Below are 15244 nucleotides of genomic sequence, written 5' to 3'. Positions count from 1 at the left end.
GCTATTGTAAATCGCATGCGCATGAATGACGAACATCGGAAAGCCGTATGAGGGAAAACCTCACGTACGGTTTGATGAGGAGGGGCCGATCTTGGTCAGCCCTTCACTCTAGCGCAAAGTACCTGAGCGTGCTTCGAAGTCAATCCCTCAAATTGCCCGATGAACGGGATTTTCTCCTTTTATTGCTTCAAAAAAGGGTACATTTCCGTTCTGAACGGGAAAAGCTCCCTATAATCGGCCCACCGATACGCAAAATCGCGGTTCTTGGACCGAATAAGCGGAGCATTTCCCTTTCATTCCTGGCAGGAAGCGTGTATTTGCATCACTGAAGGGAGGTTTTCCCGTTCACTGAGCGGTTTCGACTCGTTGAGGCGGTGTTGCGCAAAGGGAGGACTCGCCCGGCGTGGAAAATAGCGCGAAAACCGGACCGTGCTTGGATTACCGCGCGATGGAGCGGACCGATGCAGGGCGGCGCAGTCGTTTTCCTAAGGGCACGGGGTTATTCGGAATTCGCAGCAGGCGAACGAGCCAAGCGGCTCCGAAATCGGGTAGTTTTGTGCAACAAATCGGAGTTTTGTTTAATGAAGCGCCAAATGTAAGCGTTTAATATGAATGTATAGAAACCGGTTACATGATACCGATTACCATACGACGGGAGGGCGCGACTTGACCGAACTCATCCGAAGCGAGCCGTGGATCCGAATGGAGCCGGACAGCCTGTTCGTGAACGGCCGAAGCGAAATCCTGCTTTGCGCATCGCTGTTCTACTTTCGCATACCGAGGGCGCTGTGGCGCGAACGGATGGAGCAGTTGAGAGGAATCGGCTACAACGCGATCGACGTGTATTTTCCTTGGAACTTCCATGAGCGGGAGGAAGGCGTCTGGGACTTCGAAGGAGAAAGGGATGCGGCGGAATTTTTGAGGCTGGCGGCGGAATCGGGCTTGCGGGTCGTGGCCCGGCCGGGCCCTTATATTTGCTCCGAATGGGACGGCGGGGCGCTGCCCGCTTACCTGCTGGCCAAGGAAAACCTGAAGCTTCGGGATAGCGACACCGCCTACTTGGCCCATGTCGCCCGCTGGTACGAGAAGATCTTGCCGCTGCTGCGGCGGTTCGAGCTGGGACGCGGCGGTACGGTCGTGGCGGTGCAGCTCGAGAACGAGCTTGATTTCTACCGCTGCGAAGATCCCCGCGGCTACATCTCCGCGCTGCGGGACTTGGCGCTGGAACACGAAATCGGCGTGCCTCTCATCGCTTGCGCGGGACAAGGCGGGATCTTCGGGGCTTCGGGCGATGCCGACGGCGTCGTGCCGACCTGCAATTTTTACCCCGACAACCGCAATCCGGGCTTCGAGACGATCGTGCAGGCTTACAAGCGAGAGATGGCGACGAGAGGGTATCCGCTTCTCGTCACGGAGACGAACCGCAGCCATTTCCTGCTGCGGAGGCTGCTATCGTGCGGCGTAAAGCTTCTCGGCCCATATCTGCAGGTATCCGGCACCGACTACGGCTTCACGAACGCCGTCAACAACTGGGGCCGGCCGATGGCGTTCATGACGTCGGATTACGACTTCGGCGGCATGATCTCGCCGGAAGGCCATCTCCGGGCGGAAGCGTACGAGGGCCGGCTGCTGAGCCGGCTGCTGAACGTCTACGGCCCGGCCCTCGCGGAGGCGTCGCCGACGGAAACCGCGGATGCGGAGGAAGCCGTGGATGCCCGGGAGACGATTGAAGCGGGGAAAGCCATGAACGCGCAAGAGGTGGATGAAGCGGGAGGGCCGTTCTGGCGCGAGCGAGGCTACGATGTCGGTCCGTATCGCCTGGCTCTGAAAGGAGGCGGCCGGCTTGCCTTCATCTCTGATACTTCACGAGAAAAGGGCCTCGCCGTGCCGGAGGAGCTGCCGCTGAATCGCTGGGGAATCGCAGGCATGATCGTGCGGTCGACCGCGGAGCTGAGCGGCGTCTATCGCCAGGACGCCCAAAGCTGCGATCTCGTATTCTACGCCGACGAGGGGAAAGATGGTCAAATCGTCTTCCGTTTCGAGGCGGAGCCGTCCGGCTCGCAAGCCGAAGCCGCGGCGGTCCAAGCAAGCGGTTCGGATGGCAAGGAATGGAGCCGCGCCGTCGAATTCGATGGCCGGAGCCGAGGAAAAGTCTCGTTTGAATGGGCCGACGGCTCCCGGCTGACGGTGCACGGAATCAGCCGCGAGGACGCGCTTATGCTGGAGGCTATCGAGGAAGACGGGACGCTGACGTTCGGCGCCATGCCCGAGTACGAGCAGCGGGAAACGGAGCTTCCGGAAGGCTGGTCCGCGACGTTGCCGGAACCGCATTCGCCGCCGGCAACCGCGGTCCCGGCGCCGACGGCGGGAGAGGGGAGCCTGGAAGCGCGGGGCGTTTATCGCGGGTACGCCTGGTATGAGCTGGACGCCGCAGGTTCGGCGGAAGCAGACTCGGGGACGGACCCGAGAAACGGCGGGATCGCGAATCCGGATTCGAACGCGCCCGATGCGCCGGGTACGCCTTCGGACTCGGAGTCGGAGCCGGACGCAACGTTGTTGCCGCGAGGTTCCATTGCCGGCTCCGCCGTCGGCTTGCTCGTGGCGCGGGGAAGCGACATCGTCACCGTGCATGCCGACGGGAAGTACGTCGGAACGGTCGTTCCCGGCGGCTCCAGCCGGTATTTGAGCCTTCCGGAAGGAGGGTCGCCGGGGAAGCTGACCGCCCGGGTCGAGATTTGGGGGCATTCCAACTTCGACGACATCCGGCTGCCGACGCTTCGCCTGAGCGCCGGCAAGGGGTTGGGCGATCTGGTCGTCGTCTCCCGCAAGCGCGATCTGACGGCTCCCTGGCGCTTCGACCGGACGACGGATCCGCGGCGCGCCGCTCCCGGGACGGACGACGAACGGTGGCCGCTTGCCGCATTCGGCGGCTGGCACCCGAACGACCGCGTCGCCTGCGAATATTACTGCCGAACGGTCCGGCTGACGCCGGGCGCCGATTGCGCCGCGCTTTGGTTCGACGGCCTGGAGACGAGCGTTCGCGTGTGGGCCGACGGCCGGGAAGCGGGAACGGCGACGCCGGACGATCCCTGGCTTTGGCTGGAGCGCCGCATGCCGGGCGAGGCGGAGAGCGTGCCATTGACGCTTGCGCTGGAACGAAGGATCGGCGCGTCCGCCGGCAAGATTCACCTGCTCGAAGGCCGAAGCGCCGTCCTTCGGAGCTTGCGTTCGGCCGAGGAGCGCGAGCTGTCGGCGGCGGCCGATCTCGCCCGGCCGGACGCCGCGGCGATTCGCCTTCCCTATTCGCTCGCTCCCGGCCAGGTCGCCTGGCTTTTCGCTTCGCTGGCCGACGCCGTCGCCGGCGCCGAACGGGGCGTGCGGATGCGGGCGGACGGAGCCAACGTGAAGCTGACGGCGTTCGCCGGCAGCCGCCTGATCGGCAGGCTGTGGCTGCCGGGCGGCGCGGAGCGCCCGAGGATGAGCGGCGGCAGCCCGGACAGCGTGTTCGTTCCGGCCGCATGGCTGGCCCGGGCGGAGGAACGGCGGGTGCGAATTTTCGCCGAGGCGGTCGTTCCCGGCGAGCCCGGACAATTGCAAGCGCTCCGATTTTTGTTGGTCTGAAGATAGCGCGGCATCTCCGCCCTCGACGTTCTCCGCCGACATTCGATATAAGGGGAAAGGCTCCGCTTATTTCATACCGCAACCCGATACAGCGAGGAAATAAGCGGAAAACCTCCTCACAAACCACTGCTTTTCCGACTATGCGCGGATTTTCCGCCGGATTACAGGGAGCTTTTCCCACTAAAGGCCGGAATCCGAGAGACCAACCGGTATAGCGGGAGGATTTCCCGCTATATCACCAAACCTCAATGCCGCTACACCCACTACACCCTTACGCTCGTATATCCGCAAGATACGAACAAGGAGGTCGATTCATGAGCGCCTCATCTTCCGCTTCGCCTTCAGCCGCCGCTACGGCCGCGGCCGACCGGCCCGCCTTGGCCGCCCGACGCGGACGTTCGCCGTTCCGCATGCTGGTCGCCAACCGCACCTTGCTCCTGATGTGCTTTCCGGCGATCGCGTTTTTCGTTATCTTCTCTTATCTGCCCATGCCGGGCTTGTACCTGGCCTTCATTCAGTACAATTACACGGACGGCATCTTCCACAGTCCGTTCGTCCATTGGCAGAACTTCCGCTTCCTCGTCATGACCGGCGACCTGTGGCGGCTCACCTTCAACACGATCGCCTACAACCTCGTCTTCATCCTGCTGGGCAACGCCGTCCAGATCGCGGTGGCGATCTTCCTGAACGAGCTGCGCAGCCGATGGTTCAAGAAAGTCGCGCAGTCGCTCATGTTCCTGCCCTATTTCATGTCGTTCGTGCTGATCGGCCTGATCGCCTACAACATTCTCAGCTACGACTACGGGCTGCTGAACGGATTCCTGAAGGCAATCGGGGCGGACCCGGTCAAAACGTATTCGAATCCGCACATCTGGCCGTTCATTATCGTCATTACGTTCCTGTGGCAGTCCACCGGCTACGGCTCGATCGTCTATTTCGCCGCGGTGATGGGGCTGGATTCGGAGATCGTGGAAGCTTCGCAGATCGACGGGGCCAACGCGCTGCAGCGGATCCGCTACATCGTGCTTCCCTGGCTGAAGCCGACGTTCATCATCCTGCTCCTGTTCTCGCTAGGGGGCGTGCTGCGCGGCAACTTCGGGCTGTTCTACAACCTCGTCGGGGCGAACAACACGTCGCTGTACGCGACGACCGACATTATCGAGACGTACGTGTTCCGCTCGCTCATGACCAACTTCAACTTCTCGATGGGAAGCGCCGTCAGCTTATACCAGTCGGTATTCGGGTTCTTCGTCGTCCTGAGCGCGAACTGGCTGGTGAAGCGGCTGTCTCCGGAAAATTCCTTGTTCTAACTGCAACCGTTAACGTCGGCCGAAGGGCGATTGTTCGGTTGTCAGTACTGCAACCGTTATCATCGGTCGGTTGCGAGGAAAAAACGAAAGGAGAGAAAAGCCGTGTTCAAAGAGCGAACCGCCATTCGCGTGGACGGCTCGACCGTCTTCGTCCGGGTTGTCGGTTACGGTGTCATCGGGTTTTTCGCCCTCGCCTGTCTGCTGCCCTTTCTGCTCGTCATCGGCACCTCGCTGACGAGCGAGCGTTCGATCGCGCGGCACGGCTTCAACCTGTGGCCGAGAGAGTTCAGCACGTTCGCCTACAAGATCGTGTTCCAGAATCCCGACCTGATCATCGGCTCCTACTACGTGACGATCGGCATCACGGCCGTCGGCACGATCGCCGGACTGTTCATCGTCGCCATGACCGGTTACGCCCTGCAGCGTCCGGACTTCCATTACCGCAACCGGATCTCCTTCTTCATCTACTTCACGACGCTATTTTCCGGGGGGCTCGTTCCGTTCTATCTGCTGGTCAACCAGTATTTGGCGCTCAAAGACAACTACCTGGCCGTCCTGCTCCCGGGGCTCATGTCGCCGTTTCTGATCATCATGATGAAAAGCTTCGTGCGCTCCATTCCCCACGCGATCACGGAATCGGCCAAGATCGACGGAGCCGGCGACTTCCGGATTTTCCTGAGGCTCATTCTGCCGATGACGACGCCGGCGCTCGCGACCATCGGGCTGTTCATCGCGATCGGCTACTGGAACGAATGGTACAACGCCATGCTGTTCCTCTCGCCGAACATGAAGTACCGCACGCTGCAGCTGTTCCTGTACACCGTCGTGACCAGCGCGGACTACGTCAAAAACTCGTCGGCCGCCTCCAACGTGCCGCTGCGGGATCTGCCGCTGGAATCGATGAAGATGGCGACCGCGGTCGTTGCGACCGGCCCCGTCATCCTGCTGTATCCGTTCGTTCAGCGGTTCTTCATCAAAGGAATTACGGTCGGCGCGGTCAAGGGGTAGCGATGTGTCTGGAGGGGGGCCCCGCCCTCTTATCCTCCACATAGAAGCAAGACCATTTCGTAAAGGGGAGGCACCATTCGATGACCAAAGTCAAAAAGCTCGGCGCCCTCATTCCGGCCCTGACGCTCGCGTTCGGTCTGGCGGCTTGCAGCGGAGGAGGCGGCAACGGCAATAGCGGCAGCCCGTCCGCCAGCACGGCGCCCAGCACGGACGCCGGCGGTTCCAGCGCAAGCGCAAGCGCGTCGCCGTCCGCCAGCACGGCGATCGACACGTCCAAGTTCGTGAAGATCAGCTACGTCATTCTCGGCGACAAGCCGAAGAACGGACAATTCGAGAAGGTCATGGCCGAAGTCAACAAGCTGATGAAGGAGAAAATCAACGCGGAGCTCGAATGGAAATGGGTGGAGTGGGCGGATTGGCAGACGAAATACAACCTGCTGCTCGCCTCCGGCGATCCGGTCGACCTGATCACGATCGGCACCGACTGGCTCGACACGTGGGGCAACGCCCAGCGCGGCGCGTTCATGAACCTGGACGATCTGCTGCCGAAGTACGCGCCGATCACCTGGAACTCGATCCCGCAGGAAAATTGGGACCAGAGCAAGTATAAGGGCAAAATCGTGCTCATTCCGGAAGACGCCTATACGCAGTGGGTCAACCACGGCTTCTTCTATCGAGGCGACTGGGCGAAGGAAGCGGGCATTACCGAACCGATCAAGGATTGGGACGGCATCGAGAAGTACCTGCAATACATCAAGGACAACAAGCCGGACGTCGTTCCGTGGGACGTCAACCCGTCCGACAGCACGTTCGGCGGCTGGGTCAACTCGTACACGCAGGAGCTGGAGCTGCCGATCTCGACGGGCTGGCTGCCGGTCTTCACCGCGAAGAGCTCGGACGACCCGTATACGATCGTCAGCCCGATCTTCGACGACGACTCGCTGCTGAACTACGCGACCAAGATGAAGTCGTGGGCGGACAAAGGCTTCTGGCGCGAAGACGTGCTGAACTTCAAGGGCGACACGCGGACGGAGCTCAAAGGCGGCTTGACCGGCATGGACCAGCACCATACGCAGACGTTCGGCGGACTGCGCGTCGAGATGGACCGCAACCAGCCGGGCTCGGAGCTGCAGATGTATCCGTTCGCGCGGACCAGCGGCAACCTGCTGGAGCTGTCGATCACGCACGGCGGCACGTCGGTCGGCGCCCACAGCAAAAATCCGGAGCGCGCGCTCATGGCGTACGACCTGATCCGCAACGACGAGCAGATCTACCGCCTGCTCAACTACGGCATCGAAGGGGTTCAATACGAGATCAAGGACGGCAAGCGCGTCCTGCCCGCGAACTACGACCAGGACAAAGACTCGTTCTACTCCGACTTCTGGGGCGGCCGCAACGACAAGCTGGAAATTCCGAGCGACACCGTCTGGGATCAGCTGCCGACGACGCTGTACGCGGAATACGACAAGATCAAGAAGCCGTATCCGTATGGCCAGTTCGTCTTCGACAAGACGCCGGTGGACGCGGAGCTGACCGCGATCTCGCAGGTGACCGGCGAGATGGGACCGGCGATCGCGTTCGGCAAGGCGGGCGATCCCGCCAAAGCCGTCGAAGCGTTCAAGGCGAAGCTGAAGGCCGCCGGCTACGACAAGGTGAAGGCGGAATTGCAGAAGCAGATGGACGCTTACAAGCAGCAGATGCAAGGCTGATCGGCCGAAGCGTACGGGCAAGATGCTGCCTCCCCGAGGGGCGGCATCTTGCGTTCCGTTCGGGCGCCGCGTATGCGTTCTCGGGGCCGGGCGTTGTGATATACTTGGCCCATAACCATACTGTCCGACGGAGGCTGACACCGATGAGATCCCGCATGTGGCTGGTCGCAGCTTCGATAGCGCTCTTGGCGGCGGCGTTTTTCTGGATGATGGAACGTTGGATGGAGAGGGTCGATTTCCGCGCGTCCGACGCGGGAGCGGAGGCCCCCGTCAATCTTGTATGGTACCATCATTTTCGCGAAGAAGGCGCCCGGAAATGGTTGGAGATCGGAACAAGCCGTTATATGAAAGCGCATCCGAACGTGACCGTTCAGGTGATCTCGGACGACGGGGGCACGTACCCCAATACGCTGCACAACCTGGCGGCCATCGAGCGAATGCCCGACATTTATATGGCGGACAGCATCTCGTCTTTGGAAGAGTTCATCGATGCCGGGTACGCGATGAATTTGACGGGACGGCCCATCGTCCAGGATTTCGACCCGCAGCAGCTGAGCGGAGTCCGGAAGCCGGACGGCAGCGTATGGGCGGTTCCGTTCGACCGCAACGGCGTGGGCGTTTTTTATAATCGCGACGCTTTTCGAAAAGCCGGCATCCAAAGCGTCCCGCGGACGTGGGAGGCGTTCCTGGACGCTTGCCGCAAGCTGGAGCAGGCGGGCATCAAGCCGATCGCGGCGGGGTATCAGGACACCTGGACGCTGATGCTGGACATTCAGCCGGACCTGATCGTCTCCGGAATCGGCCAGCCCGCCTGGATCGAGGACGTCGAAGCCGGCCGGGCCTCGTTCGAAGACGACAAAGGCGGCCTCCGGGGCATCCTGCAACGGCTGGCCGAACGCTTCCCGTTTACGGGCCCGGAGCCGTTCCGAACGAGCTGGAACGACGCGCTCGAGCAGCTCGCGAGCGGGGAAGCGGGGATGATCGTGAACGGCACCTGGACGGTGGACGGCGTCCGTTCGTTCAAGCCGGACGCGGACATCGGCATGTTCGCGTTCCCGGCGTCCGATCGGCCGGAAGAGGCCAGATTCGAGATGAAGACGACCGGCGGGTTCGTCGTCAATCCGAAATCCCGGCACGTCGACGCCGCGCTGGATTTGGTCCGTTATTTTACGACTCCGGAGATGGCTCGGGTGTTTCAGGACAACAAGAAAGGGATCTCGATCGCGAAGGGCGCGACGCTCGATTTCGACCCGGCCTACGAGGAATTGGACCGGGACTACGTGCAAACCGGACGCATCCTGGACTATTCCGCTTTTTATCCGGATTTCGTCAATGCCGAACTCGGCAATGCGTTCCGCACCGGTCTCATCCAATTCCTGTACGATCCGCGCCACGACGTCGACAAGTGCCTCGCCATGCTGGACGAAGCGTTCGACCGCATTCGCCCGCGCGCGGGCACGGAAGGGCGGGGCTGAAGATGCGGCGGCCGTTCCGGCTCAGTCCCCTGAAGCGATTGCGCGACATGCGCATCCGCAAGAAGATTCTGCTGTCGAACATGGTCATCATTCTCATGCTGGCGCTGGCGATCGGGACGGCGGCAACGACCGCCTCCCGCCATTATATCCAGGCGAATACGCGGGAGCTGTCCGCCCGCGTCATCGATCAATATTCCAAGAACGTCGACAATCATGTCAAGGAGTTCGTATCGTCGACGCTGTTCCTCCTGAACGACGAGCTGCTCACGCATATCGTGGCGGGGCGGGACGAAGGGAAGGGCGGCGATCGGTACGCGGTCGACTTCAGCCGGGTGTCCGGGCTGCTCTATCAGTACGGCAACAACAATCCGTCCATCAATTCGGTAACGATCATGGATCGGGGCGGCCGGCTCTATTGGTGGCAGCGCCCCGCCTCCGGCACCGAGATGAACGCCGACACGGCGCGAGGCATCGCGACGAAGGCGGAGGCGCTGCTCGCCGAATCCGGCCAAGGCATCTACTGGTCGGCGTCGCTTCGCGGAACCGACGAAGTGGCGCTGTCCCGCTATTACCTGGATATGAACCAGGTGAACCGGAATTTCGGCGTCATCGTGTTCCATCTGGACCGCGCCTACTTCATGAATTTGCTCTCGGAAGGGTCCATCATTCAGGCGGACAATCTGCTCATTCTGAACGAGAACGACGAGCCGCTGTTCGAAGGGGATGCCGGTCTGCTCGCGGCCATCCGGGCTTCGGCTCGAGCCGGAGCAAGGGCGTCTTCCGATGAAGAGACGATGAAGATCGACGGGCATCCATCGCTGATGCTTCGCTCCCGTTCCGAGGAGACGGGCTGGAGCGTTCTCTGCTTCATCCCGATGGCCCGCCTCATGGAGGGAACCCGCATTCTGGAGACGATGATCGCGTTCATCTGCGCGCTGTTCATCTTCGTCGCGATGGCGGTGGCGTTCTGGTTCTCGATCGGCACGACCCGGGACATCAAGCTGCTCGAGCGCACGATGCGGCGGGTCGAGGACGGCGATCTGACCGTGAAGGCGATTCCGGCCGGGAAGGACGAGATCGGCATGCTGGCCGTCCGGTTCAATATGATGGTCGCCCGGATCAACGAGCTGGTCGTCCGGGTGTCAGAGGAGAGGCTGGCCAAGCAGCAGGCCGAATATTCGGTGCTGCTGGCCCGGATCAACCCGCATTTCCTTTACAATACGCTGGGCATGATCCGCTGGTTTTCCCGCAGCCGCGGACAGACCGAGATCGAGTCGATGGTCGGCGCCTTGAACGGGCTGCTGCAATCGTCGATTCGCCGTTCGGGCGGCATGGATACGCTCGGAGGAGAGCTCGGGAACGTCCGCGATTACGTCCATCTTCAGAAAATCGGCTACGGCGACGCGTTCGAGGTCGAATACGAAGTGGATGAGGGGCTGCTGGACGCCCAGGTGCCCGGGTTCATCCTTCAGCCCTTGGTGGAGAACGCGATCATGCACGGCCTGGAAATCTCCAAGGGCCACGGACGGATCCGCATCGGCGCCGAGCGGCGGGGGACGGACATCCGAATCTCGGTGGAGGACAACGGCATCGGGATGGATCCGGCTTTCGCGCGGGAGCTTCTCGCTTCCGATCGCGAGCGAAGATATCCCGGTCTTAACGGGATCGGAGTCCGGCACGTCCACGAGCGAATCCGCGTTTTGTACGGCGAGCCGTACGGCATGTCGTTCGATACGGCGCCCGGCGCCGGAACGACGATCATTCTGACCATGCCTTACCGGCGAGAGGAGGGGACAGGGTGAGCTTGCATCAGGCGTTGATTGTCGAAGACAACGCCGTTTACCGCTATGCCGTCCGCACGATCGTCGACTGGGAGCAGTGCGGCTTCGAGATCGCGGCGGAGGCGGTCAACGGCAAGCAAGCGCTGGAACTGCTAGACAAGCGGCCGTTCGATCTGGTGCTGACCGACGTCAGCATGCCGGAGATGAACGGAATCGCTCTCGTTAAGGCCGTCAAGGAGCGCTTCCCCGACACGCTTGTCGTGATGCTGAGCTCCTACGACGACTTTCGGTTCGTGAAGGATTCTCTGAAGCTCGGAGCGGAAGATTACTTGCTCAAGCAAGAGCTGGAGCCCGAAGCGCTGAGGTATATGCTGGACCAGATGAGAAGGCGGCTGGCGCAGCGCGAGGAGAAAAAGCGAAGAGAGGCGGAGAGCCGGACGGAAGTTCGGACGATCCTTCTGAAGATGTGGCTGACGGGAGAGACGCCGCCGGGGCACGGGGCGGAGTCGCCCCTCGGCGGCTTGGCTTTGCCGGACACGAGCCGACTCGCGCTGCTGGCCTGGCGGCCGGGAGAAGGCGACGGCCTCCGGCTTATGGGGGAGGATGAGGAGCGGATCCTCGCCGTTCCCCTTCGCGAGGATCGCCTCGTTCTCGTCGATGCCGGCGGCCCGGAAGGCGAAGACGGCGGGTACGCGGTGCGGCAGCTCGCCAGGCGGTGGCTTCGGGAAGCGGAGGGCCGCTGCCGGGTAGCCGCGGTCGGCAGCGGCGGGGAGGAGACGGGCGCACGGGGATTGCGGACCGCTTACCGGAATGCCGAGCAGGCGCTGTTCCGCGCCGTCTACGAAGGATGGGGGCGGCTGTTCGAAGCGGAACGGGAAGAACCGGAAGGCCCGGCCGCGGATCCCGCCCGGATCGCCCGCTGGCAGCAAGCGCTTCGCGGGGGAGTTCCGGAAGAGGTGGGCGACGCCCTGTCGGACTTGATCCGGGATCTGCGGCGGCGTAAGCCGCCGAAGCCCGTGCTGAAGCGGCATTTGGTCGACCTTTACGCATCGCTTTACGGTTCGGCGGAATACGCCTCGCCTTCGGAAGCCGGCCAACAGGATTGGTTGGCCGGCTTGATGGACAGCCTGGAGCGGCTGGATTCGCTGGGCGGAATTCAGGAGCGGCTGCTGGCGGTTTGCCGGGAGCGGTTCGGGGAGACGCCGGGCCGGCCGGCCTGCCGGAAGGAGGTTCGGGCCGCGCTTGCCTATATACGGGAGCATTACGCGGAAGAGATCTCGGTCGCCGATCTGTCCCGGCACCTGGGCTTCAGCCCCAACTACTTGTCGAACCTGTTCCGAACCGAGACGGGACTGCGGGTGACCGAATACGTCAACCGGGTCCGGACGGAGATGGCGAAGCGGCTGCTGCGGAACACTTCGCTGAAGGTATACGAAGTCGCCAGCCAGGTCGGATACCAGGAAACTTCCTACTTCTGCAAAGTGTTCAAGGAAGTTACGGGGGAGACGGTGACGGCTTTCCGGCGCAAGGAATGACGGATACAGACGGGGGAAGGAACGAAACGATGAAGCAAGTTACGGTCTACGATATCGCCGAGGAAGCGCAGGTCTCGGTCGCGACGGTGTCCCGGGTGCTGAACGGTTCGGCGCCGGTCAGCGCCGCGACGCGCGAGAAGATCGAAGCGATCATGAGAAAGCGCCAATTCCAGCCCAACGCGCTCGCGCGCAGCTTGACGAAGAAGGAGACGGGCATTATCGGCGTGATCCTGCCGGACATTACGAACCCCTTCTTCCCGGAGGTGTTCTCGGGGATCGAGCTGGAAGGCCAGGAGGAGGGCTATACGTTCTTCCTGTGCAACACGAAGGGCAGCTACGAGAAAGAATCGGAATTTCTGAACATTATGCGGGAGAAGCGGGTGGACGGCATTCTGTTTATCGGCGGCCGGATCAACCTGAAGCGCTGCGATCCCGCGATGGTTCGGGAAGTCGTCGAGCACGCGGAGCGAATTCCGCTGGTGCTCGTTAACGGAGACTTGAAGGACGCGGGCTTGACCCGCGTCGCCACCGACGAGTACGCCGGCACGATTCTGGCCGTGAGCCATCTGATCGAACAGGGCCACACCCGGATCGGCTTCATCGGCGGCGAGAGCCATATGTCGACCACCTCGGTCAAGCTCCGGGCTTTCCGCAGCGCGATGAAGCGAGCCGACCTTCCGGTGACGGAAAAGTGGGTGCTGCCGGGCAGCTTCTCCGTTGACGCCGGGCGGGAGCACATGAAGCGGCTGCTTGAAATGCCGGAGCGGCCGACCGCCGTCTGCTGCATCAACGACTTCACCGCGATCGGCGCGATCAAGACGGCGGTCGAGCAAGGCTTGCGCGTGCCGGACGACCTGTCGATCGTCGGCTTCGACGACATCCTGCTGGCGCATCACGTCATCCCGGAGCTGACCACGGTATCGCAGCAGGCGGGCGAGCTCGGCCGCACGGCCGTCCGGGTGCTCCGGCAGCTGATGAACAAAGACAAGGTCAAGAAGCTGACCTCGCTGGAGCCGCGGCTTATCGTCCGGCAGAGCACGTCGCCGCCGCCGAGGCAGGGCGATCGAAGACCGTAGTCGCCGCCGCCGCTTGCATTCTTCCGCTGCGAAAGAATGCAAGCGGCGGCAAGTCTCTCTTTCTTTTCAGACCGTAATCGGACGACACTGCAGCAGGAACAGCATGCCGCCCGCAAAAGCCCATTCGATATCGAGCCCGCCCGGACCGAATATCCTCTCGCTCCGGCTCGCCAGATCGTCGAGAGAGCGAAGCCGATCCGCGTTTAAACAGAACTGTTTTTTTCGATCCTCGGCTACTTGCTCTTCCGCAGTGCCTCCGCTCGAAACCGTTCGGACCTCCGTCTCCTTGCTCCCCGGCTCCGCTTGAACGGCGAGCGGGTCGCCGCGGGGAAAGACGCATCGGTCGGGAACGATCCTCCCCGCGACCACGCTCTCTCCCAGACCCCAGCCGGCTTCGATCAAGCGAACGTCTTCGCCCGTTACCGGATGGCGAGTGAACAGAACCCCGGAGATGTCGGCATCCGCCATCTCCTGCACGACGGCCGCCATCCGAACGCTCGGCCGATGCGCGGCGCCGTATGCAGCGATGGATTCGGACGACGCCGAGACGAAGACGTCCCGGATTGCCGTCGCGACCCGAGAGGCCTCCATGATGTTCAGGACGGTCTTGAACAAGCCGGCATAACTGGCGGCCGCTCCGTCTTCATCCGCGGCGGAAGAACGGACGGCGAGAGGCTTCCGCAGAGTTGCGAGCCGCGTTGTCAGAAGCCGCAAGGCGTCCGGCTGCGGCTGCTCGGCTGCGATCATCCGAACGGTGTCGCAAGAGACGGCAAAGCCTGCGGGAACAGGAAGTCCGGCGCGAACGGCTTTGCTAAGGCCCGCAGCTTTTCCGCCATAACGAAAGCGATCATCGGCTTCATGGAGCGGAACGATGCTCATCATCGGGCGATCCTCGTGACAATTCCGGCGAAGGCGTCCATTCGGATCGGTTCGCCGTCGCGAATGACTTCCGTGGCGTTCCGGCAGCCGACGATGCAAGGCAGGTTGAATTCCCTGGCCAGGATAGACGCATGGCAAACCAAGCCGCCCCGATCCGTAAGAAGTCCGGCGATTCGATCGGCAACGGCGAGGAAGGAAGGATCGGTCATCGGCGTTACGAGAATGTCGCCGGGCTTTACTTCGGAGAGCGACGACGGGTCGAGAACGACTCGCGCCGCTCCCTCGGCTTCCCCTTTGCATGCGGTTGCCCCGCTTGTCAGGAAATCCACGGCTCCGGACGAAATCTCTTCGGCGGAGCCGGTTCCCGTCGCCGGCTCCTGCCGCTCGTTGAACAATTCCCGCAGTTCCTTGCTCCAAGGCAGATCCGCGAACACTCCCGCTTTGACGCGCGCGTGAAGCTCATAGACGGCACGGTCGAAGCAAAGGATCAAGTCGTAGGGCTTCATCCGGTGCTGGATGTTCAGCAGCTCGATATAGCGCTGCTTGTAGGCCGGAATATGCGGCTTGAACCGTTCCAGATAAGGCATGATCGAACGAATGGCAGACCGCATGGACTCCTCAAGCCGGACGGATCGTTCGTTCTGATAGCGATAAATCGATTGATAGACGGAAGGCAGCAGGCGCCCCAATTCCTCCACGTCTTCGGGAAACAAATTGCGAACGGTATTCATCCGAACCCCTCCTGCGAAAAAATAAAAGAGCCCCGGGCATCGAACGCCCGAGGCTCTCCGAGAAAGAGGTCGACAAAAAGACGTCAACCCTGTTTCCGACGAAGGAGCGAGGGCAGCGA

General features: G+C 62.1%; 10 protein-coding genes. 8 read left to right on the top strand and 2 right to left on the bottom strand.

Annotated elements, in window-relative coordinates; translation table 11 throughout:
* The first annotated feature begins 666 nt into the window (after positions 1-666).
* The 8 genes from H7C18_RS03915 (at position 667) to H7C18_RS03880 (ending at position 13515) form a co-directional block, all read left to right on the top strand.
* Entirely contained in the window at positions 667-3621 is a 2955-nt protein-coding gene (locus H7C18_RS03915; RefSeq protein WP_185127708.1) for a beta-galactosidase, read from the top strand.
* A 410-nt stretch (positions 3622-4031) separates the two neighbouring features.
* A complete protein-coding gene (locus H7C18_RS03910; RefSeq protein ID WP_185127713.1) occupies positions 4032-4931 on the top strand; it encodes an ABC transporter permease in 900 nt (299 codons plus the stop codon).
* Positions 4932-5060: 129 nt separating this feature from the next.
* Positions 5061-5939 carry a carbohydrate ABC transporter permease gene (locus H7C18_RS03905; protein ID WP_420481835.1) on the top strand — a complete coding sequence of 293 codons (879 nt, stop codon included), beginning with the start codon at positions 5061-5063 and terminating at the stop codon, positions 5937-5939.
* Positions 5940-6019: 80 nt separating this feature from the next.
* Complete coding sequence (locus H7C18_RS03900) at positions 6020-7648, top strand: ABC transporter substrate-binding protein (RefSeq protein ID WP_185127706.1); 1629 nt, start codon at positions 6020-6022, stop codon at positions 7646-7648.
* Between the two features lie 143 nt (positions 7649-7791).
* Entirely contained in the window at positions 7792-9123 is a 1332-nt protein-coding gene (locus H7C18_RS03895; protein ID WP_185127705.1) for an ABC transporter substrate-binding protein, read from the top strand.
* 2 nt (positions 9124-9125) lie between these two features.
* Positions 9126-10925 (top strand): cache domain-containing sensor histidine kinase, encoded by a 1800-nt coding sequence (locus H7C18_RS03890; RefSeq protein ID WP_185127704.1) that lies wholly within the window; start codon positions 9126-9128, stop codon positions 10923-10925.
* On the top strand, positions 10922-12439 hold the full coding sequence (locus H7C18_RS03885) for a response regulator (RefSeq protein WP_185127703.1): 1518 nt from the start codon (positions 10922-10924) through the stop codon (positions 12437-12439). The genes H7C18_RS03890 and H7C18_RS03885 overlap by 4 nt, the downstream gene beginning before the upstream one ends.
* A 29-nt stretch (positions 12440-12468) precedes the next feature.
* The gene (locus tag H7C18_RS03880) at positions 12469-13515 is read left to right on the top strand and encodes a LacI family DNA-binding transcriptional regulator (RefSeq protein ID WP_185127702.1); all 1047 of its coding nucleotides are present in this window, start codon (positions 12469-12471) and stop codon (positions 13513-13515) included.
* A 66-nt stretch (positions 13516-13581) separates the two neighbouring features.
* Here the strand turns inward: H7C18_RS03880 and H7C18_RS03875 are convergent, their stop codons facing one another.
* Both H7C18_RS03875 and H7C18_RS03870 read right to left on the bottom strand, forming a co-directional pair.
* Entirely contained in the window at positions 13582-14397 is an 816-nt protein-coding gene (locus tag H7C18_RS03875) for a PEP/pyruvate-binding domain-containing protein (RefSeq protein ID WP_185127701.1), read from the bottom strand.
* Positions 14394-15125, bottom strand: a complete 732-nt coding sequence (locus H7C18_RS03870; protein ID WP_185127700.1) for a PEP-utilizing enzyme — start codon at positions 15123-15125, stop codon at positions 14394-14396. Before H7C18_RS03870 ends, H7C18_RS03875 begins: the two co-directional genes overlap by 4 nt.
* Positions 15126-15244: the final 119 nt, after the last annotated feature.

Source organism: Cohnella zeiphila (assembly GCF_014212055.1).
GTDB lineage: Bacteria > Bacillota > Bacilli > Paenibacillales > Paenibacillaceae > Cohnella > Cohnella zeiphila.
Note: the sequence above shows the minus strand (reverse complement) of the source record. Positions and strands in the feature narration are given on the sequence as shown.